At 72.6% G+C, this 19,804-nt stretch carries 18 protein-coding genes; 8 read left to right on the top strand and 10 right to left on the bottom strand.

Annotated elements, in window-relative coordinates:
- Nucleotides 1-142 precede the first annotated feature (142 nt).
- The 5 genes from ACWEQG_RS31655 (at nt 143) to ACWEQG_RS31675 (ending at nt 7,955) form a co-directional block, all read left to right on the top strand.
- Nucleotides 143-910, top strand: a complete 768-nt coding sequence (locus ACWEQG_RS31655; RefSeq protein ID WP_452290337.1) for a peptidoglycan recognition protein family protein — start codon at nt 143-145, stop codon at nt 908-910.
- 75 nt (nt 911-985) lie between these two features.
- Nucleotides 986-2,776: a methylmalonyl-CoA mutase subunit beta gene (locus ACWEQG_RS31660; RefSeq protein ID WP_452290339.1), complete on the top strand. Its 1,791-nt coding sequence runs from the start codon at nt 986-988 to the stop codon at nt 2,774-2,776.
- On the top strand, nt 2,773-4,902 hold the full coding sequence (gene scpA / locus ACWEQG_RS31665; protein WP_452290341.1) for a methylmalonyl-CoA mutase: 2,130 nt from the start codon (nt 2,773-2,775) through the stop codon (nt 4,900-4,902). Before ACWEQG_RS31660 ends, scpA begins: the two co-directional genes overlap by 4 nt.
- Complete coding sequence (gene meaB, locus ACWEQG_RS31670; RefSeq protein ID WP_452290343.1) at nt 4,899-5,891, top strand: methylmalonyl Co-A mutase-associated GTPase MeaB; 993 nt, start codon at nt 4,899-4,901, stop codon at nt 5,889-5,891. The genes scpA and meaB overlap by 4 nt, the downstream gene beginning before the upstream one ends.
- Before the next feature lie 99 nt (nt 5,892-5,990).
- On the top strand, nt 5,991-7,955 hold the full coding sequence (locus ACWEQG_RS31675; protein ID WP_452290345.1) for a CehA/McbA family metallohydrolase: 1,965 nt from the start codon (nt 5,991-5,993) through the stop codon (nt 7,953-7,955).
- On the opposite strand, the gene ACWEQG_RS31680 is transcribed toward ACWEQG_RS31675, so the two are convergent.
- The 5 genes from ACWEQG_RS31680 to efeU are packed head-to-tail and all read right to left on the bottom strand — an operon-like array spanning nt 7,956 to nt 12,958.
- The gene (locus ACWEQG_RS31680) at nt 7,956-9,137 is read right to left on the bottom strand and encodes an MFS transporter (protein WP_452290347.1); all 1,182 of its coding nucleotides are present in this window, start codon (nt 9,135-9,137) and stop codon (nt 7,956-7,958) included.
- Nucleotides 9,138-9,187: 50 nt separating this feature from the next.
- Nucleotides 9,188-9,658, bottom strand: coding sequence for an RrF2 family transcriptional regulator (locus ACWEQG_RS31685; protein WP_452290614.1), 471 nt, complete (start codon nt 9,656-9,658; stop codon nt 9,188-9,190).
- A 32-nt stretch (nt 9,659-9,690) separates the two neighbouring features.
- The gene (efeB, locus tag ACWEQG_RS31690; RefSeq protein ID WP_452290349.1) at nt 9,691-10,959 is read right to left on the bottom strand and encodes an iron uptake transporter deferrochelatase/peroxidase subunit; all 1,269 of its coding nucleotides are present in this window, start codon (nt 10,957-10,959) and stop codon (nt 9,691-9,693) included.
- On the bottom strand, nt 10,956-12,098 hold the full coding sequence (efeO, locus tag ACWEQG_RS31695) for an iron uptake system protein EfeO (protein ID WP_452290351.1): 1,143 nt from the start codon (nt 12,096-12,098) through the stop codon (nt 10,956-10,958). The genes efeB and efeO overlap by 4 nt, the downstream gene beginning before the upstream one ends.
- 14 nt (nt 12,099-12,112) lie before the next feature.
- The gene (efeU, locus tag ACWEQG_RS31700) at nt 12,113-12,958 is read right to left on the bottom strand and encodes an iron uptake transporter permease EfeU (protein ID WP_452290353.1); all 846 of its coding nucleotides are present in this window, start codon (nt 12,956-12,958) and stop codon (nt 12,113-12,115) included.
- 377 nt (nt 12,959-13,335) lie between these two features.
- Here efeU and ACWEQG_RS31705 point away from each other — a divergent pair, with 377 nt between their 5' ends.
- Nucleotides 13,336-14,919, top strand: coding sequence for an ABC-F family ATP-binding cassette domain-containing protein (locus ACWEQG_RS31705; protein WP_452290355.1), 1,584 nt, complete (start codon nt 13,336-13,338; stop codon nt 14,917-14,919).
- A gap of 50 nt (nt 14,920-14,969) precedes the next feature.
- Here ACWEQG_RS31705 and ACWEQG_RS31710 read toward each other — a convergent pair whose 3' ends face one another.
- Both ACWEQG_RS31710 and ACWEQG_RS31715 read right to left on the bottom strand, forming a co-directional pair.
- Nucleotides 14,970-15,233, bottom strand: coding sequence for a TFIIB-type zinc ribbon-containing protein (locus ACWEQG_RS31710; RefSeq protein ID WP_363462350.1), 264 nt, complete (start codon nt 15,231-15,233; stop codon nt 14,970-14,972).
- Between the two features lie 18 nt (nt 15,234-15,251).
- Nucleotides 15,252-16,097: a phosphotransferase family protein gene (locus ACWEQG_RS31715; protein ID WP_452290357.1), complete on the bottom strand. Its 846-nt coding sequence runs from the start codon at nt 16,095-16,097 to the stop codon at nt 15,252-15,254.
- Between the two features lie 24 nt (nt 16,098-16,121).
- Here ACWEQG_RS31715 and ACWEQG_RS31720 point away from each other — a divergent pair, with 24 nt between their 5' ends.
- A complete protein-coding gene (locus ACWEQG_RS31720) occupies nt 16,122-17,015 on the top strand; it encodes a TIGR03619 family F420-dependent LLM class oxidoreductase (RefSeq protein ID WP_452290359.1) in 894 nt (297 codons plus the stop codon).
- 86 nt (nt 17,016-17,101) lie between these two features.
- On the opposite strand, the gene ACWEQG_RS31725 is transcribed toward ACWEQG_RS31720, so the two are convergent.
- The 3 genes from ACWEQG_RS31725 to ACWEQG_RS31735 are packed head-to-tail and all read right to left on the bottom strand — an operon-like array spanning nt 17,102 to nt 18,894.
- A complete protein-coding gene (locus ACWEQG_RS31725; protein WP_363462353.1) occupies nt 17,102-17,533 on the bottom strand; it encodes a PIN domain-containing protein in 432 nt (143 codons plus the stop codon).
- Nucleotides 17,526-17,795, bottom strand: coding sequence for a hypothetical protein (locus ACWEQG_RS31730; protein WP_079314846.1), 270 nt, complete (start codon nt 17,793-17,795; stop codon nt 17,526-17,528). Before ACWEQG_RS31730 ends, ACWEQG_RS31725 begins: the two co-directional genes overlap by 8 nt.
- Before the next feature lie 52 nt (nt 17,796-17,847).
- Entirely contained in the window at nt 17,848-18,894 is a 1,047-nt protein-coding gene (locus tag ACWEQG_RS31735; RefSeq protein ID WP_452290361.1) for an LLM class flavin-dependent oxidoreductase, read from the bottom strand.
- A gap of 88 nt (nt 18,895-18,982) precedes the next feature.
- Between ACWEQG_RS31735 and ACWEQG_RS31740 the strand changes: the two genes are divergently transcribed.
- Complete coding sequence (locus tag ACWEQG_RS31740) at nt 18,983-19,762, top strand: HAD-IIA family hydrolase (protein WP_169982340.1); 780 nt, start codon at nt 18,983-18,985, stop codon at nt 19,760-19,762.
- Nucleotides 19,763-19,804: the final 42 nt, after the last annotated feature.

Consider the following 19,804-nt stretch of genomic DNA (forward strand, 5'->3'; position numbering starts at 1 on the left):
AAGTCTCGCTCTGTCGAATGGATTTATGTGCTATTCACTTTGCTTGCCGTTTAACCGGTTTCATATGGGCAAAAGGCAGTACCTGCTGGGGCGTTACCGCTACGCTCGGTGTCCAGTCATACGGTTTGCAACGGAGAGCACTGTGGCCATCGATCTCGTGTCCCGCGCTGAATGGGGCGCGCGTCCTCCCAGGGGCTCGTACTCGTCGCTGGCATCCACGCGCGGCGTGAAGGTCCACTACACCGGCGGCCGCGTGGACCCGGGCATCGTCGGCGACCACGCCAAGTGCGTGGCCATGGTGAAGTCGATCCAGGACTTCCACATCGACGGCAACGGCTGGATCGATATCGGCTACTCCATGGTGGCCTGTCCGCATCGGAAGGTTTTCGTCGGTCGTGGGCCGGGGCACCTGCCGGCCGCCAACGGCCCCGGCCTGAACTCCGGCCACTACGCCGTGCTCGCTCTCGTCGGCAACGCCGGGCTGGTCCAGCCGACCGACGGCATCCTGCACGCGATTCTGGACGCGGTCGGATACCTGCGCGCCAAGGGCGGCGCGGGCAAGGAGATCAAGGGTCACCGCGACGGCTACTCCACCGACTGCCCGGGCGACGCGCTGTACGCCTGGGTCAGGAAGGGCGCGCCGCGCCCCGGCACCACCCAGCCGGAGCCCGAGCCGGAGCCGTCGCAGGAGTGGCCCGGCCGTCTGCTCAGGTATCCGCCCGTGATGCGCGGCGACGACGTGCGCGCCTGGCAGGCCCGGATGAAGGAGCTCGGCTACGACGTCGCCGTCGACGGCGCGTACGGGCCGGACTCCCAGGAGGTGTGCCGCAGGTTCCAAAAGGACCGGCACCTCGACGTGGACGGCGTCGTCGGCCCCGACACCTGGAACGCCGCCTTCGCGCGCGAGTAGCCGATCGGGCAGCGTTGTCCACAGACCGGGACCCCGGGCCCCCTGAACCGTGCCGGTGCATCTAGCATCCGGTGCATGACGGTGCCGCCTGTTGAACTCGACGATCTCGCCGATCCCGCAGCGGGGTTCCCGCAGGCCACGCGCGAGCAGTGGCGAGCGCTCGCGGCCGGCGTGCTGCGCAGATCCGGGTGGGACGGCCCGCCGGACGCGGTCGAGGACGCCCTGGCCACCACGACCTACGACGATGTCAGCGTGGCCCCGCTGTACGACGCCGCCGACCTGCCGCGGGCGCCCCGCGTGGTGCGCGGCCCCGGCCCCTGGGACGTGCGCCAGCGGCACGCCGACCCCGATCCGGCCGCGGCCCGGGAGGCGATCCACGCCGATCTGGAGAACGGCGTCACGTCCCTGTGGCTCGACCTGAACGCGATCGACCCGGCCGCGCTGCCGGCCGTGCTGGACGGCGTCCTGCTCGACCTCGCCCCGGTCGTCCTCGACGCCGGCCCGCGTACGGCGGAGGCGGCGGAGGCGTTCCTGCGCCTGGCCGACGGAGTCCCGCTGCCCGGGGGCAACCTGGGCGCCGACCCGATAGGGCTGGCCGCCCGCACCGGTGCAGGCGTGGACACCGGTGCCGCCGCCGGACTGGCCCGCCGCTGCGCCGCGGATCACCCCGGCCTGCGGGCGATCACCGTCGACGCCCTGCCGTACCACGACGCGGGCGGCGCCGACGCCGAGGAGCTGGGCTGTTCGATCGCGACCGGCGTCGCCTACCTGCGGGCGCTGACCGACGCGGGCCTCACGGTCGAGCAGGCGTTCGGGCAGCTCGAGTTCCGGTACGCCGCGACCGCCGACCAGTTCCTCACCATCGCCAAGCTCCGGGCCGCCCGGCGGATGTGGGCGCGGGTCGCCGAGGTGGCCGGTGGACCCGGCGCCCAGTTCCAGCACGCGGTCACCTCCTCGGCGATGATGACCGTCCGCGACCCGTGGGTAAACATGCTCCGCACGACCCTCGCCTGCTTCGCGGCCGGGGTGGGCGGGGCGGACGCGGTGACCGTCCAGCCGTTCGACGCCTGCCTCGGGCTGCCCGACGCGTTCGCGCGGCGCATCGCGCGCAACACCCAGTCGCTGCTGGTGGAGGAGGCCAACGTCGCCCGGGTGGCCGACCCGGCCGGCGGCTCGTGGTACGTGGAGCGGCTCACCGACGACCTCGCCGCCCGGGCCTGGGAGTGGTTCCAGGAGATCGAGCGGGCCGGCGGCATGGCGGCCGCGCTGGATCGGCTGATCCCCGAGCGGCTGGCGGCGACCAGGGCCAGGCGCGCGGACAACCTCGCCCACCGGCGCGACCCGGTCACCGGGGTCAGCGAGTTCCCCGACCTGAAGGAGAGGCCGGTGTTCAGGCGGCCCGGCCCCGGACTCGCCGTCGCCTCCGGTGAGGGGCTGCCGGTGGTGCGCTACGCCGAGGAGTTCGAGGCGCTGCGCGATCTCGCCGACGCCCAGCCGAGCCGGCCTACGGTGTTCCTCGCCACGATCGGGCCGGTCGCCGCGCACACCGCGAGGGCGGCGTTCGCCGCCAACCTGTTCGCGGCGGGCGGCGTGGCGACCGTCGCCGGCGGCCCCGGCACCGACCCGGCCGCGATCGCCGCGGCCTTCCGCGACTGCGGCACCCCCGTGGCCTGCCTGTGCTCCAGCGACCGGCTGTACGGCGAGCACGCGGCGGCCGTCGCGGCGGCGCTGCGGGAGGCCGGGGCGCGCAGGGTCTGGCTGGCCGGAAAGGGGGAGTATGAGGGGGTGGACGCCACCTTGTACTCGGGATGCGACGCGCTCGAGGTGCTGCGCACGACGTTCGACGACCTGGGAGTGGACCGATGATTCCGGATTTCTCGGAAATTGACCTGGGGTCGAGCGCCGCGTCGCCGGACGTCCACCCCGGTGACGCGGTGTGGGAGACTCCCGAGGGCATCGCGGTCAAGCCGTTCTACACGGCGGCCGATCTCGCGGACGGTCCGTCCCTCGTGACCTACCCGGGCATCGCGCCCTTCCTGCGCGGCCCCTACCCGACGATGTACGTCACCCAGCCGTGGACCATCCGGCAGTACGCCGGGTTCTCCACGGCGGAGGAGTCCAACGCGTTCTACCGGCGGAACCTCGCGGCCGGGCAGAAGGGCCTGTCGGTCGCCTTCGACCTCGCGACCCACCGGGGCTACGACTCCGACCATCCCCGCGTCGCCGGCGACGTCGGCATGGCCGGTGTGGCAATCGACTCGATCTACGACATGCGGCAGCTGTTCGACGGGATCCCGCTCGACCGGATGAGCGTGTCGATGACCATGAACGGCGCGGTGCTGCCGATCCTGGCGCTCTACATCGTCGCGGCCGAGGAGCAGGGCGTCACGCCCGACAAACTGGCGGGGACCATCCAGAACGACATCCTCAAGGAGTTCATGGTCCGCAACACCTACATCTACCCGCCGGGCCCGTCGATGCGGATCATCTCCGACATCTTCGAGTACACCTCCAAGAAGATGCCGAAGTTCAACTCCATCTCGATCTCCGGCTACCACATCCAGGAGGCCGGGGCGACCTGCGACCTGGAGCTCGCCTACACGCTGGCCGACGGGGTGGAGTACCTGCGCGCGGGCGTCCAGGCGGGGCTGGGCATCGACGAGTTCGCGCCGCGCCTGTCGTTCTTCTGGTGCATCGGCATGAACTTCTTCATGGAGGTCGCCAAGCTCCGCGCCGCCCGGCTGCTGTGGGCCCGTTTGGTGAAGGGCTTCGGCCCGGCCAACCCCAAGTCGCTGTCGCTGCGCACGCACAGCCAGACCTCCGGCTGGTCGCTGACCGCGCAGGACGTGTTCAACAACGTCGTACGGACCTGCGTCGAGGCGATGGCGGCCACGCAGGGCCACACGCAGTCGCTGCACACCAACGCCCTGGACGAGGCGCTCGCGCTGCCGACCGACTTCTCGGCGCGGATCGCCCGCAACACCCAGCTGCTGCTCCAGCAGGAGTCGGGAACGACGCGGGTGATCGACCCGTGGGGCGGCTCCTACTACGTCGAGCGGCTGACCAGGGAGCTGGCGCGGGCGGCCTGGGGTCACATCCAGGAGGTCGAGCGAGCCGGCGGCATGGCGCAGGCCATCGACCAAGGGCTGCCCAAGATGCGCATCGAGGAGGCGGCGGCCCGCACCCAGGCCCGCATCGACTCCGGGAGGCAGCCGGTGATCGGCGTGAACAAGTACCGCCCCGAGGCGGACGAGCCGATCGAGGTGCTCAAGGTCGACAACACCGCCGTGCGCAACCAGCAGATCGACAAGCTCCGCAGGCTGCGCGAGGAGCGTTCGGCCGATGCCGTGGCCGGGGCGCTGGAGGCGCTGACGAAGGGCGCGGCCGGCGGGGAGAACCTGCTGGACCTCGCCGTGAACGCCGCCCGGGCCAAGGCGACGGTCGGGGAGATCTCCGACGCGCTGGAGAAGGTCTTCGGCCGGCACTCCGCGCAGATCCGTACGATATCGGGCGTGTACCGCGCGGAGGTGGGCGACGCCGCGGACCGGGTCCGCGAGGCGTGCGCGCAGTTCGACAAGGCCGAGGGCCGCCGGCCCCGGATCCTTGTCGCGAAGATGGGCCAGGACGGCCACGACCGGGGCCAGAAGGTGATCGCGAGCGGCTTCGCCGACCTCGGCTTCGACGTCGACGTCGGCCCGCTGTTCCAGACGCCCGAGGAGGTCGCGCGGCAGGCCGTCGAGGCCGACGTGCACGTGGTGGGGGTCTCCTCGCTGGCGGCCGGGCACCTGACGCTGGTGCCCGCGCTGCGGCGGGCGCTCGCCGACCTGGGCGCGGAGGACATCATGATCGTGGTCGGCGGCGTGATCCCGCCGGGCGACGTCGCGGAGCTGCGGGCCGCGGGCGCCTCGGCGATCTTCCTGCCCGGCACGGTGATCGCCGACGCGGCCCTGGAGCTGCTGCGCGAGCTGTCCGCCCGGCTGGGTCACCGGTGACCGCACCGGCGGTCGAGGACTACGCCGAGGGCGTGCTGTCCGGCGACCGGCGGTGGACCGCCCGGGCGATCACGCTGGTGGAGTCGACCAGGGCCGATCACCGGGAGATGGCGCAGCGGCTGCTGGTCGAGCTCACCCCGCACTCCGGCAAGGCCCGCAGGGTGGGCGTGTCCGGGGTGCCCGGAGTCGGCAAGTCGACCTTCATCGAGGCTCTCGGCACTTATCTCACCGGGCAGGGCCACCGGGTGGCCGTGCTGGCCGTGGACCCCTCGTCGCGGCGCTCGGGCGGCAGCATCCTGGGGGACAAGACCCGGATGGCCGGATTGTCGGCCGATCCGAACGCCTTCATCCGGCCGTCCCCCACAGCCGGGACGCTCGGCGGCGTGGCGAAGGCGACCCGGGAGGCCATCGTCGTCGTGGAGGCGGCGGGCTACGACATCGTGCTCGTCGAGACGGTCGGGGTCGGCCAGTCGGAGACCGCGGTCGCCGACATGGTCGACACGTTCCTCCTGCTCACCCTCGCCCGCACCGGAGACCAGCTCCAGGGGATCAAGAAGGGCGTGCTGGAGCTGGCCGACGTCATCGCGGTCAACAAGGCCGACGGCGAGCACGAGACGGCCGCGCGCAAGGCGGCGCGCGAGCTGTCCGGGGCGCTGCGGCTGCTGCGCGCGGCCACGCCCGTGCTCACCTGCAGCGGCCTCACGGGCGCCGGGCTGGAGGAGCTGTGGCGGCACGTCGTGCGCCACCAGGAGGGCGCCGACCTCGCCGCCAGGCGCAGCCGCCAGCAGGTCGAATGGACGTGGGCGCTGGTGCGCGACCGGCTGCTGGCCATGCTCCGCGACACGACCGCGGGGATCGCCCCCGAGATCGAACGGCAGGTCCTGGACGGCACCCTCACCCCGGCGCTGGCGGCCGACCGGATCCTGGCGGCCTTCCTGCCCGCCGAGGGCGCGATTGACACTCGGGAGATCACCTTTCCTCCCGAGTGAGAAAGATCGCTACCCCTGTAACCGGGAATGCACTGTTGCACGTTTTCCCCGGCCGAAACCGTGCCACGATGTGCCCGCTTTCGATTACGGGGAGGTGCGATGAACCACGATCCGATGATGCCGCCGCAGGTGGAGCGCGCGCTGCGGGACTACCGGGCGCTGCTGTCCGCGCACGGCATGACCTGGGGAGAGGCCCCGCTGGGATACGTCCGGATGATGCCGTTCCTCCGGTTTCCCGAGGAGGCCGACCGGATGAGCGTCCGGCCCGATCTCGACGCGGAGTTCCGTGACGTCCTGGACGGCGAGGTCCCCCGGGGCCTGGTCGCGCTGCGGCTGACCACGGACGGCCACAGCCTGGAACACAGCCTGGAGCACGGCCCGGCCCGGCCGCTGCTGTCGCCGGGGCCGGTGACCGTGACCCTGCTGGTCGACTCCGCGCTGCCGTACCCGGTGGAGGTGACCGCCGACGGCGTGCCGTACGGCATCGCGGCGGGCGGGGCCAGGCTCCTCGACGTGACGACCGCGACCATCCTCACCGTGGACGGCGCGGCGGTGGACCTGTCCGGGCTGGCCCGGCCCGCGCCGGCCGCGCGGCTGCGGTTGCGCGCCGGCTTCCCGTGCCGGTGGAGCGTCACCTCGCCGGGCGGCCACGGGTGGTATCCGGAGGGCGTGCCGGAACGGCGTGACAACGACGACGTGCCGTTCTTCCACGGCGACGACGTCGTGCTGGCCGTGCCCGCCGAGCCGGTGACGATCCGGGTCACGCGCGGCATGGAGTACGGCGTCGCCGAGACGACGGTCGTCCCCAGGACGGGGGAGGAGACCCTGGTCGGGCTCGCGCCGCAGCGGCTGTACGACGCGGCCGCCCTCGGCTGGTACGGCGCGGACCTGCACGTCCACATGAACTGGGCGGGTGACCTGGTCGCCGCCCCGGCGGCGGCGGCCGCCGCGCAGCTCGGCGAGGACCTGCACGTGCTCAACCTCGTCGCGGGCAACATCGCGGGAGAGCGCGTCTACGACCGGGAGGCGCTCCAGCACTGGGCCGGGCGCGACCTGCCGTGGTCGGACGCCGGGCACGTGGCCCGGATGGGCGTGGAGTATCGCAACGACCTGTTCGGGCACGTCCACGTCTTCGGGGTGGCCGTACCGCCCGCCGTCTACCACACGGGCTTCGGCGCCGACGCCGACTGGCCGCCCAACGCCGCGATCTGCGGCGACCTGCGGGAGCCGCGGGCCGTGCTCGGGTACGCGCATCCCTTCCACGGCCCGATCTCCTCCCCCGAGGACGTCGTGGGCGAGGGAACCAGGAACTGCACCGGCCGCGCCCTGGTCGTGGACGCCGCGCTCGGCCTGGTGGACGGAGTGGAGGTGCTGCATTTCAGCGACCTGTCGCCCGTGCCCGGCACCGCCGAGGTCTACCGGAGGCTGGTCGGCGCGGGCAACCGGCTCGCCGCGCTCGCCGGGACCGACACCATGCTGTCGTTCACCCGCCAGGACACGGTCTCCAGCCCGCCGGGCTGGGAGCGTGTCTACGCCCGGGTGGACGGGCCGCTGAGCGCCGAGTCGTTCGCCGAGGCCGTACGGCGGGGCCGGACGTTCGCCACCACCGGCCCCTGGCTCGAACTGACGGTGAACGGCCTGGGGCCGGGGGAGACGCTCGACCTGGACGGCGGCGAGACGGTGGCGGTCCGGGCGCGGGCTGTCGGGGCCGAGGTGGAGCACATCGAGATCAGGACCGCCGCCGGCGTGCTCGCCGAGGGGCCGGGCCCCGAGATCGGCGCGTCGCTGCCCGTGGGCGATGCCGACTACGTGGTCGCCGTGGTCCGCGGCGGCCCCCATCCGCGGTCCCCGCGCGGGCGGGCGTACGCCCACACCAGCCCGGTCTACCTGGACGTGCGCGGACGGCACGTGGCCAGGGAGGAGGACGTGCACTGGTGCCTGCGGTGGCTGGATCTGCTCGACGAGCTGGTCAGGGCCAGGGCCCGCCTGCGGACCCGGGCCCAGCTCCGCGACCACCTCGACCTGATCGAGAAGGCCAGGGCCGTGTACGAGTCGCGGCTGTGATCAGCGATGGCGGCGGGTGACGCCGAGGTAGGGCAGGCACATCAGGGCCAGTCCCGCACAGACGGCGAGCGCCACGGAGGGGCCGACCGCGAGCAGGGCGCCGCCCAGCGCGGTGCCGAGGCCGATGCCCGCGTACAACGCCGAGGAGTTCAGCCCGACGACCACGGCGGTCTGCCGGGGTGCCGCGTTGATCAGGCGGATCTGCTGGGCCGGGGTCTGGAACCAGGTCGCCGCGCCCCACGCCGCCATCAGCACGGCGGTCAGCGGCAGCCAGTGCGTGCCCGCCCCGGCCGCCCAGGCGGAGACGGCCAGCGTCACGGTGAGCAGGGCGAACCCCACGGCCTGCACGGGAATGGGCCCGTGCCGGTCCACCATGGCGCCCGACACGAGGGTGCCCGCGACCGCGCCGACGCCGTACAGGAACAGCAGCCAGGTCTCCGCGGACGCCCCGGCCCCGAGCGCGCGCATCACGGGAACGGCGAAGGCGTACAGCCCGTACCCGGCGGCGAGCCCGAGCGTGGTCAGCGGCAGCACCGCGACCACTCCCGGCCGCCGCAGCGCCGCCAGCCGTTCCCGCAGCGGGACACGCGGACCTCCGGGCAACGCCGGCATCGCGGCGCGCACGCCGGCCGCGCAGACCGCGCACAGCACCGCGACCAGGCCGAGCGCCGCCCGCCAGTCGAGCATCTTCCCGGCCAGGTTGCCGAGGGGCACGCCGAGGGCGGTGGCGACGGTCAGGCCGCCGACCACGACGGCCAGCGCCCGGCCACGCTGCGCGGGCGCGACCAGCGACGCGGCCACCGCGCCGGCGTTCGGCGTGAACGCCGCGGCGCCGGACGCGGCCACCACACGTGTGACGATCAGCGCGCCGAAGTCCGGGGCCAGCGCCGAGGCGAGGTTGGCGAGGGCGAGCACGGTCAGGGCGCCGACCAGCAGGGCGCGGCGCGGCATCCGGGCCAGCGCGGTGGCCAGGACCGGCGACAGCACGGCGTAGGCGATGGCGAACGCCGTCGCCGACTGCCCCGCGGCGCTCTCCGTCACGTGCAGCGAGTGCGCCATCGTGGGCAGGAACCCCGCCACCACGTACGCGTCGGTCCCGACGGCGAACGTCCCGAGGGCCAGGACGAGGGTCGAGCCGAGCCCGCGCGGCGCGGCTTCGCGTTCAATCGGGACATTCAACATCCCGGTTCCTTTCGTGCGCGGCCCCGGGCGGGGGTGCCGGGGCAGGGGAATCAGTCCGTCATGCGGCCGTAGTCGCGGCGGGTGCGCGCCGCGCTCGCGGGGGCCTGGTTCATCAGGTCGGCGATCGTACGGCCGGCCAGTTCGCGCCGCCAGGCCAGCTCGGCCTGGCGCATGAGGCTCGAGATACCGCAGGGCCGGTCGAATTCGGGGCCGGCGTCACGCCCGCTCACTCCGCGCTTGCGGATCTCCGTGCAGCGGAACGCCTCGAGCGGCCCCTCCACGGCGGTGACCACCTCCATCACCGTGATCCGTTCGGGTGGGCGGGCGAGTGACCAGCCGCCCCGGACGCCGGGGCTGGAGGTGAGGATGCCGGCGCGGGCGAGCGGTTGCAGCCGCTTCTTGAGGTACTCCTGCGGCAGGTCGAACCAGGCGGCCAGCCGGCGGATCGGCACGGGGGCCTGGTCGTCGAGCCAGCCCAGGGTCACGCAGCAGTGCAGTCCCCACTCGACGCCCTCGCCCATCCGCACAACCGGGACTATACACATCCCGTTTGTCAGGCGAACAGCGTGCGGCCCCAGTAGTCGCCGCCGTCGACCACTCCGGGCGGGCAGGCGAACAGGCCGCTGGAGACGTGCTTGATGTACTCGTTCAGCGAGTCCTTCTGCGACAGCATCCGCTGGATGGGGACGAACTGCTTGCGCGGGTCGCGCTGGTAGGCGATGAAGAACAGGCCGGCGTCGAGCCGCCCGAGGCCGTCGGAGCCGTCCACGAAGTTGTAGCCGCGCCGCAGCAGCCGCGCGCCGCCGTGGGCGTCGGGGTGCGCGAGCCGTACGTGGGCGTTGCCGGCGATCACGGGCTGCCCGTCCGGGCCCTTCTTGGCGAAGTCCGGCGCGTCGAACTCCTTGTGCCCGGTGAGCGGCGCGCCCTCGCCCTTGTCGCGGCCGAAGATGGCCTCCTGCTCCGACAGCGGGGCGCGGTCCCAGGTCTCGATGTGCATCCGGATCTTGCGGGTGACCAGGTAGGTGCCGCCGTCCATCCAGGCCGGGCCGTCGCCGGGCGCGGCCCACAGGTGGTCGCGCAGCATGGCCGTGTCCTCGAGCTTCAGGTTGTTGGTGCCGTCCTTGAAGCCCATGAGGTTGCGCGGTGTCGCCTGCGACCGTGAGGTGGACGAGGTGCGCCCGAAACCGAGCTGCGAGTAGCGGACGGAGACCTTGCCGAAGCCGATCCTGGCGAGGTTGCGGATGGCGTGCACCGCCACCTGAGGGTCGTGCGCGCACGCCTGCACGCAGATGTCCCCGCCCGAGATCTCGGGCTGCAGGTCCTCACCGGGGAAGGCGGGCAGGTCGGCCAGCGCGGGCGGCCTGCGGTCGGCGAGGCCGAACCGCTCGTCGAACAGCGACGGGCCGAAGCCGATGGTCAGCGTCAGCCCGGAGGCGGGCAGGCCGAGCGCCTCGCCGGTGTCGTCCGGCGGCGCCTCGGGCGACCCGCCGACGGCGCCGAAGGTGCCGGCGTCCTTGCCCTGGGTCATCCGGGCCGCGGCGGCGGTCCACTCCTGGAGCAGCTCCACCAGCTCGGCCTTCTTCTTCGTGATGACGTCGAACGCCACGAAGTGCAGCCGGTCCTGGGCGGGAGTGGTGATGCCCGCCTGGTGCGGGCCGTAGAAGGTCACGGGGTCGGAGGAGGACGCGGCATGGGCGACCGGCTCCTGGATCACGGACCGGCCGGCGACCGCCCCGGCCCCGACGGCGGCCACACCGGCCGCGCCGAGCCCGAACAGGCGTCTGCGGCTGATGCCTCCGCTCGCTGTGCTTCTCCGGGTCACCGGGCCACCACCGAGGCCACCTTGCTGATCGGCTCGGCCAGGGCGTTGATCGCGTCCGACAGCGCCTTCAGGTCGTCCTTGGACAGCTCGGTGTGGAGCTTCCACCCGTCGCCGCTGCGGTGCGCGCCGAGCGTGGTCTCGGCGTCGGCGAACTTCGCGTCGAGCGTCTTCACGAGGTCGGGGTCGCGCTCCTCGAGCACCGGGCGCAGCGCCTGGACGGCGGCCTTCGAGCCCTGCAGGTTGGCGTCGAAGTCCCACAGGTCGGTGTGCGAGTAGCGGTCCTCCTCGCCGGTGATCTTGCCGGTGGCGACCTCGTCGAGCAGGCCCTTGGCGCCGTTGGCGAGCTGCACGGGAGACAGCTCCAGCGCCGCGGACTTCTCCACGATCGTGGTCACGTCGGTCATGAGCTTGTCGGCGATCGGGCCGTCGCCCTTGACGTCCTTCTTGACCCACAGGTCCTTCTCGAGGCGGTGGTAGCCGGTCCACTCCTCGCCGTCCGCCACGTCGTTCTCGCGGGCGTCGATGGCCGGGTCCAGGTCGCCGAAGACCTCGGCCACCGGCTCGATCCGCTCCCAGTACGTACGGGCGATCGGGTAGAGCTCCTTGGCCTTGTCCACCTCGCCGGCCTTGACCGCCTCGGTGAACTCCTTGGTCTTGCCGAGCAGCGTGTCCGACTGGCTCTTGATGTAGCGCTTGTAGCTGGCCACGGCCTCGGCGAGCTTCGCGTCGCTGGTCAGCGGCTTGCTCTCGCCGCTGACCTTGAGGGCGCCGCGGATGCCCTTGCCGGTCATGCCGGGCTTGCAGGCGGTCTCGTACATGCCCGCCGGCAGCTCCATCACCACATCGCGGGTCAGCCCGGGGACGATGTTCTCGACCTCGCCCATGATGCGGTCGCCCGCCGCGTACACGTAGAACTCGGTCACCTTCGAGCCGTTGTTGGTGATCGAGAAGGTCGAGGTGCCGGCGGCCAGATCGGACTTCGCCACCTTGCACTCGGTGTCGGTGGCGGCCACGGCGATCTTCCCGTCGCCGGCGGCGGTCGCCTCGGTCGTGCCGCCGGAGCCCGATTCCGTGGACGAGCAGGCGGTGAGACCGGCGAGGGCCAGTGCCGCGGTGGCCAGGACGATGGGGGTGCGCATTGGGTCGACTCCGGTCAGGAAGCGGGCTGGGCGGATTGGGGGGCAGGGCTGGCGGGCGCCTTCGCCGAGGGCCGCCGCAGGAACAGGATCAGGACGGGCACCAGGTAGACCACCCAGGCGACGGCTTCCAGGACGCTGGGCTGCGGGGTGATGTTGAACATTCCGCTCAGCAGCGTGGAGTACCAGGCGCTGGGGTCGAGCACGCCGCTGATGTCGAAGGCGTGGGTGTTCAGGCCGGGCACCAGGCCCGACTCCTGCAGGTCGTGCACGCCGTACTTGAAGATCCCGGCCGCGACCAGGATCAGCAGCAGGCCCGTCCAGGTGAAGAACTTCGTGAGGTTGATCCGCAGGGCGCTGCGGTACAGCCCCCAGCCCAGCGCCACCGCGGTGAGCAGTCCGAGCGTGATGCCGATCAGCGGGCTCGCGCTGCTGGTCGCGCCCTGGACGGCGGCGAACCAGAGCAGCGCCGTCTCCAGCCCCTCGCGCGCGACCGACAGGAACGCCACCACGACGACGGCGGTGGCGCCGAGTTCCAGGGCCTCGCCCATCTTCTGCCGCAGCTCGCCCGACATCTTCCGGGCGGCCGTGCGCATCCAGAAGACCATGAAGGTGACGAAGACGGTCGCGGCGAGGGACGTGATCGCGTCGAAGAGCTCCTGCTGCTGAGAGCCGAGATGGGCCGCGGTGAAGGTCAGCAGCGCCCCGAACCCGACCGAGAGCGCGACGGCGACGCCGACACCGGCCCAGACCAGGGGCAGCCGCTCGCGGCGGTCGCTCTTGACGAGAAAGGCCACCAGGATGGAGACGACGAGGGTCGCCTCCAGACCCTCTCGAAGGCCGATGAGATAACTTGCGAACACATCGCCCTCCGGGCGGACGGTAAGCCTTACCTAAGTTAGGACAGGTTCACCTTAGCGACAAGACGCGCGACACGTGGAGCGGGGTAGGTCCTTTGTCACCTTCGGGGACGCCTGGGACTACGGCCCGGGCCGGGCCCCCGCCGGATTAATTCGGTGGCGTCCGTCCCCCGCCTCCCGTTATCGTGACGGACGTTCTGCCGCCGCACCCCCGGAGGGTCACTTGGAGCTCTGAGGTCTCGACACCGCGCCCACGGCCGCCCTCGGTGGTCCGGCGCAGCGACCTCAGCGGAGCTCTCTCCGGTGTCCTCTCGCGGCCCGTGCCCGCGGTGTCCCACGCGTACGTTCTCATCTCGCCTTGGGATACCCGGAGCCGCCTAATGTCTTATTCCATCGTTTGTACGGATCTGTCGTTTTCCTGGCCCGACGGGACGCCCGTCTTCGAGGAGCTCGACTTCACGTTCGGCGCCGGCCGGACCGGGCTCGTCGGCGTCAACGGCAGCGGCAAGTCGACCCTGCTCAAGCTGATCGCCGGGGAGCTGACCCCGGCGAGCGGATCGGTGTCGGTCACCGGACGGCTGGGCTACCTGCCGCAGAACCTCCCGCTGGGCGCGAGCCGTACGGTGTCCGACCTGCTGGGGATCACCCCGGCGCGCGAGGCGCTGCACGCGATCGAGCGGGGCGACCTGAGCGAGGCCAACTACGACGCGGTGGTCTGGGACGTCGAGGAGCGCGCCCGGGCCGAGCTCGCCCGTCTCGGGCTCGCGGGAGTCGACCTCGACCGGACCGTCGCGACGCTCTCGGGCGGCGAGACCGTGATGGTCGGGCTCGCGGCGCGGTTCCTCGCCGAGCCCGACGTGCTGCTGCTCGACGAGCCGACCAACAACCTCGACCTCGACGCGCGGCGGCGCCTGTACGACGCCGTCTCCTCGTGGACGAGGACGCTGGTCGTCGTCAGCCACGACCGCACGCTGCTCGACCTGGTGGACCAGATCGCCGACCTGCCCGCCCGCCGTACCTTCGGCGGCACGCTCAGCGAGTACGAGGAGGTGCTCGCGGTCGAGCGGGAGGCCGCCGAGCGGATGGTCCGCGTGGCCGAGGGCGACCTGCGCCGCCAGCGGCGCGAGCTGGCCGAGGCGCAGACCAAGCTGGCCCGGCGGGTGCGCTACGGCAACAAGATGTACGAGCAGAAGCGCGAGCCGAAGATCATCATGCAGGAGCGCAAGCGCCAGGCCCAGGTGTCGGCGGGCAAGCACCGGCTCATGCACGAGGACAGGGTGGCCGCGGCCCGCGAGCGGCTGTCCGAGGCGGAGGAGGCGGTGCGAGACGACGCCGAGATCCGGGTGGAACTGCCCGCGACCGAAGTGCCGGCCGGGCGCACCGTGCTCGAACTGGACGGCCTGCGCACGGCCGCCGGGCCGATCGGCGACCTGGTCGTGCGTGGTCCGGAGCGCGTCGCCCTGCTGGGGCCGAACGGCTCGGGCAAGACGACGCTGCTGCGCACGATCCTGGGGGACATCGCGCCGGAGGAGGGCTCGGTCCGGCGAGGCGTTCCGGTGCGGTACCTGCCGCAGCGGCTCGACGTGCTCGACGACGCGCTCAGCCTGGTCGACAACGTGCGGGCGGTCGCGCCCGACGCGTCGGTGAACGCCGTCAGGGCCGGGCTCGCCCGGTTCCTGTTCCGGGGCGGGCGGGCCGAGCGGCCGGCGGGGACGCTGTCGGGCGGCGAGCGGTTCCGCGCCGTGCTGGCCTCGCTGCTGCTGGCCGAGCCCGCGCCGCGCCTCCTGCTGCTGGACGAGCCGACCAACAACCTCGACCTGGCCAGCGTCCGCCAGCTCGCGCAGGCGCTGTCGGCCTACCGGGGAGCGCTCGTGGTGGTCTCCCACGACCTGCCGTTCCTGGAGTCGATCGGGATCACCCACCGGCTCACGCTGGGCCCGGAAGGGCTGGAGCCCGCGCGCTGAGCACGCGGAAGGCCGCGGCCCGATCCGGGCCGCGGCCTCCGCGAAAGGCTTCAGCTGGAGAACAGCATGCCGACCCAGCTGTTTCGGCGGTGGCCGTAGTGGCCGCCGCCGTGGTGACCGCCACCCCAGGCGGGGCCTCCGTGCGCGGGCGGCGGGGGAGCGTAGTGCTGCTGGGCCCACTGGGACTCCATCCGGGTCAGCGTCTCCAGCTCGCCGTAGTCGAGGAAGATGCCGCGGCAGTTGTCGCACTGCTCGATGTGGACGCCGTTGCGGTCGAACGTCCGCATGTTGCCACGGCACTTGGGGCACTGCATCCGACAACTCTCCCTACGTCAGGTCTCGGCCTCCGCGGCCGCGACGATCCTCCCACAGGCGGACACCAGGGCCATGGCGGCGTCGTCGGGCGGTTCCCCCGCCCGCGCCGCCGTGGCCACCGCCGTCGCGGCCAGTTGGACGGTCAACGCCCGGGCGGGCGCGTCGAGTTCCCGCCACGGATCCGCGGCGGACACGGCCGTCCCGCCCGCGGCGAGATAGGCGGTCAGGAACCGCTCCCAGTCCCGGGGGTCGAGCAGGCCGGCGGCGTACCACGCGGCCGGGCGGGCCAGGTCCCAGGCGTGGTCGCCGCCGCCCAGGTCGTCGGGGTCGATCAGCAGCCACGCGCCGTCGTGCCGGACGATCTGGCCGAGGTGCCAGTCGCCGTGCGTCAGCGTGCCGCCGTCCCGGGCGGGCGGCAGCGTCGCGTACGCCGCCAGGATGGGCGCGGCCACGTGGTCCGGGACCCCGGCCGCCGCCAGATCGGCCATGGCGCGCGGCAGCCGCGACGGCCCGCCGGCGGGCGGGAGGCCGGCAGGCGCGGGCCGGGCGTGCAACAGGGCGAGCAGCCGCCCGCCCTCCTCCCAGGGGGTGGTCCCCGCGTCCACGTCGGCGATGGTCAGCGCCTCGCCCGCCGGCCAGATCGTGACGAGCCTGCCGTCGAGCCGTTCGAGGCCGAGAGGGGGCAGCATGACGCCGGGCAGGTTCCCCGCCGCCTCCAGGCGGGCGCGCAGGGCCTGCTCGTCGGTGTCCGGGGGGTGGGCCTTGACGACGACGTCCCCGGCCCTGACCACGAGCACACGGCCCTGCTTGAGCACCGTCACCGGCCCGTCGCGGCGCGCCAGCCGCGCCAGTTCCTCGATCACGGGGGACAACCCTAGGGTGCCGTTATGAGGATTGGGTTTTCCGTACCGGTGTCGGGTTCGTGGGCGACGCCGGAGAACATGAAGCGGATCGCGCGCCGCGCCGACGAACTCGGCTATCACGGCGTCTGGGCGTTCCAGCGGCTGCTCTACCCCGTCGGCAACCCGATGGGGCCGGTCTACCGGAGCGTGCACGATCCCGTCGTCGCGCTGGCGTACGTGGCGGCCGTCACCGAGCGGGTACGCCTCGGGGTGGCCGTGCTCAACCTGCCGTTCGTCTCCCCGGTCCTGCTGGCCAAGCAGCTCGCCTCCCTGCAGGAGGTGTCCGGCGGCAGGCTCGACGTGGGCCTGGGGCTCGGCTGGCTGCCCGAGGAGTTCACCGCCTCCGGTGTGCCGATGGAGCGGCGCGGCAGGCGCGGCGAGGAGTATGTCGGCCTGCTGCGGCGGCTCTGGACCGAGGACGTCGTCGAGCACAAGGGCGAGTTCTACGAGGTGCCGCCCTCCCACCAGGACCCCAGGCCGGCCACGCCGCCGAGCGTCATGCTGGGCGGCACCGCCCGGGTGGCGCTGGAACGGGCCGGGCGGATCGCCGACGGCTGGATCAGCTCCAGCCGCGCCGACCTGGGCACGATCGACCAGCAGATCGCGATCGTGAAGGAGGCGGCCCGGCAGGCGGGCCGCGACCCGGACGCGCTGCGGTTCGTCGTACGCGGCGTCACCCGCGTCCGGGCGCGGGACGAGGGCCCGCTGACCGGGTCCTACGACAAGATCCGGCGGGACGTGGAGGACCTCGCGGCCAAGGGCGTGACCGAGGTCTTCCACGACCTCAACTTCGACCCGGAGATCGGCAACCCCGAGGCCGACCCGCGCGACTCCATGCGCCGCGCCGAAGAGGCCCTGGAGGCCCTCGCCCCCCGGTGACTCGTGTCGTCCGATCAGAGGCCTGCGGGACTCGATTGAGGCGGCCGACCCGGCGGCGACCGCCGGGTCGGCTTCCTGCCGGCTGCCTACTCGTCGGGGTCGGCGACCTCGATGACGTGCAGCGGGTTGTCCAGGGCGCGGGACGGCCGCTGCCATTTGCCGCCGCGCAGGGTGAGGATCGGGCAGACCGATACATCCGCGATGGCGGCGGCGTGAGCGTCGTAGATGTCAAGGCCGGTGACGGCCATCGTGTCGACGAGCTTGACGGATTGGGCGATGCCGTCCAGCGGGGCGACGATGGCGTGCTCGAACGCGGCCAGCCCGGCGAGCAGGGCCTGGGCGTCTGGCGTGCCCCGGCCGTCGAGGAGCGCCCCGGCGGCTGACAGTGCGGGAACGATGAGCGGTTGCCTTGCCCGGTCGAAGTCCTGCAGGAGGCCGATCAGGTCGGCGTCCCCGCGGGCGACGTCGGCCAGCACGCTCGTGTCGAGGATGTACGGCGTGGGTGTGAAGTCACTCACCCGGCGCCGCCGGGAACCCGTGTTCGGCGAGCTGGCGGTTCACGTGCCGCATCATGCGGGCCACCCGGGCGGGGTCGGCCTGCCGGGCGCGTTCGCGCAGCAGGGCAAGCGCACGCTGGTCGGTGATGCGCTTTTCCGCGATGGCGTCGTTGAAGACGGCAGCCACGCTGGTGGCCTTGCCGGTCGCCACCAGGTGCTCAGCGTATTCAAGGACGTCGGGGTCCACGGTGATGGTGATCCGCGCCTTCCTGTCTCCGCTCATACCCGGAATCATACTGACGCTTCCGCAGGCCGGAGGCGTGATTTCTGAAGGATCAGGGGATCATGCCGTACGCCTGGGCGATCAGCTCGTAGGAGCGCAGGCGTGCAGCGCCGCCGTGGACCTGCGTGGTGATCATCAGTTCGTCGGCCCCGGTGCGCTTGCGCAGCTCCTCCAGCCCGGCACGCACGGTCTGCGGATCGCCGTGCACCACGGTCGACAGCCGTTCGCGAACGAACTCCCGCTCCATCGGGGTGTACGGGTACGCCTCCGCCTCCTCCGGGGTGGGGGTGCGGCCGGGCCGGCCCTGCCGCAGGCGCAGCCACGACAGCGCGCCCGGCATGGTCTGGCGCAGCGCCTCCTCCTCGGTGTCCGCGGCGACGGCCGCCACGCCGATCAGCGCGTACGGCCGGTCGAGCACCTCCGAGGGCCGGAACGAGGAGCGGTAGAGGTCGAGCGCGGGCTCGGTGTTGGCGGCGCTGAAGTGGTGGGCGAAGGCGAACGGCAGCCCGAGCAGCCCGGCCAGCCTGGCGCTGAACCCGCTGGAGCCGAGCAGCCAGATCGGCGGCCGGTCGTCACCACGCGGCACCGCCTGGATCTTTCCGTACGGGTGGCCGGGCGGGAATGCGCCGTCGAGGAAGCCGGTCAGCTCGGCCACCTGCTGGGGGAACTCGTCCGGGTCCACCTCGGCCGAGCGGCGCAGGGCGTTCGCCGTCGCCATATCGGTGCCGGGGGCGCGGCCGAGGCCGAGGTCGATCCGGCCGGGGTGCAGGGCGTGCAGCGTGCCGAACTGCTCGGCGATCACCAGCGGGGCGTGGTTGGGCAGCATCACGCCGCCGGAACCGATCCGGATCGACCGGGTCGCCGCCGCGAGGTGCGCGATGAGCACCGCGGGGGAGGAGCTGGCCACTCCGGGCATGCCGTGGTGCTCGGCGACCCAGATGCGGTGGTAGCCCCACTCCTCGGCCCGCCGGGCCAGCCCGGTGGCGTCGCGCAGCGCCTCGCCGGGCGTCGAGCCCTCCCCGACGGTCGCGAGCTCCAGGATCGACAGCGGCACCTCGGCCGTCCCGCGCGGCACCCCACGGATGTTGTCATCGCTCATGCTCGGCCCAACCTGAGGTCGCATCCGGATATTTCCGGACGCGGCGCGGATGTGCTTCACTCCGCCCTCACCTGCCATGCTTGGACGCATGAGCGAGCGTAAGCCCATTGAGTCGTGGTTGTCCGATATGGACGGGGTGCTGGTCCACGAGGGCCAGCCGGTGCCGGGTGCCGACGAGTTCATCAGGCGGCTGAAGGAGTCGGGGAAGCGGTTCCTCGTCCTCACCAACAACTCGATCTACACCGCCCGCGACCTGTCCGTACGGCTGCGCGCGGCCGGGCTGGACGTGCCGCCCGAGTCGATCTGGACCTCCGCGCTGGCCACGGCCAAGTTCCTCGCCGACCAGCGGCCCGAGGGCTCGGCGTACGTGATCGGCGAGGCGGGGCTGACCACGGCCCTGCACGAGGTCGGCTACGTGCTGACCGACCTCGACCCGGACTACGTCGTGCTGGGCGAGACCCGCACCTACAGCTTCACGTCGATAACGCGGGCGATCCGGCTGATCGACAACGGCGCCCGGTTCATCGCGACCAACCCCGACCCCATCGGCCCCTCGACGGAGGGCTCGCTGCCGGCCTGCGGCGCGGTGGCGGCGATGATCACCAAGGCGACCGGGGTGGAGCCGTACTTCGTCGGGAAGCCGAACCCGATGATGATGCGCAGCGCGCTCAACCAGATCGACGCGCACAGCGAGACCACCGCCATGATCGGCGACCGCATGGACACCGACGTGGTGTGCGGCATCGAGGCCGGCCTGCACACGATCCTCGTGCTCACCGGCGTCACCCAGAAGGACCAGATCGACCGGTACCCGTTCCGGCCCACCCAGGTGGTCAACTCCGTGGCCGACCTCATCGACCTGGTCTAGAACCTGCCGGAGCCTGTCAGGTACGGCTGCGATGCTGGCCGG

The sequence above is a fragment of the Microbispora sp. NPDC004025 genome, assembly GCF_053604425.1.

What these genes read in the sequence shown, in the direction of transcription:
- efeO (WP_452290351.1), bottom strand. Translation starts at nt 12,098, where the DNA reads ATGCGCACCCCCATCGTCCTGGCCACCGCGGCACTGGCCCTCGCCGGT.
- ACWEQG_RS31710 (WP_363462350.1), bottom strand. Translation starts at nt 15,233, where the DNA reads ATGCAGTGCCCCAAGTGCCGTGGCAACATGCGGACGTTCGACCGCAAC.
- scpA (WP_452290341.1), top strand. Translation starts at nt 2,773, where the DNA reads ATGATTCCGGATTTCTCGGAAATTGACCTGGGGTCGAGCGCCGCGTCG.
- ACWEQG_RS31720 (WP_452290359.1), top strand. Translation starts at nt 16,122, where the DNA reads ATGAGGATTGGGTTTTCCGTACCGGTGTCGGGTTCGTGGGCGACGCCG.
- ACWEQG_RS31740 (WP_169982340.1), top strand. Translation starts at nt 18,983, where the DNA reads ATGAGCGAGCGTAAGCCCATTGAGTCGTGGTTGTCCGATATGGACGGG.
- ACWEQG_RS31675 (WP_452290345.1), top strand. Translation starts at nt 5,991, where the DNA reads ATGAACCACGATCCGATGATGCCGCCGCAGGTGGAGCGCGCGCTGCGG.
- ACWEQG_RS31730 (WP_079314846.1), bottom strand. Translation starts at nt 17,795, where the DNA reads ATGAGCGGAGACAGGAAGGCGCGGATCACCATCACCGTGGACCCCGAC.
- ACWEQG_RS31685 (WP_452290614.1), bottom strand. Translation starts at nt 9,658, where the DNA reads ATGGGCGAGGGCGTCGAGTGGGGACTGCACTGCTGCGTGACCCTGGGC.
- ACWEQG_RS31660 (WP_452290339.1), top strand. Translation starts at nt 986, where the DNA reads ATGACGGTGCCGCCTGTTGAACTCGACGATCTCGCCGATCCCGCAGCG.
- ACWEQG_RS31735 (WP_452290361.1), bottom strand. Translation starts at nt 18,894, where the DNA reads ATGAGCGATGACAACATCCGTGGGGTGCCGCGCGGGACGGCCGAGGTG.
- ACWEQG_RS31705 (WP_452290355.1), top strand. Translation starts at nt 13,336, where the DNA reads ATGTCTTATTCCATCGTTTGTACGGATCTGTCGTTTTCCTGGCCCGAC.
- ACWEQG_RS31680 (WP_452290347.1), bottom strand. Translation starts at nt 9,137, where the DNA reads ATGTTGAATGTCCCGATTGAACGCGAAGCCGCGCCGCGCGGGCTCGGC.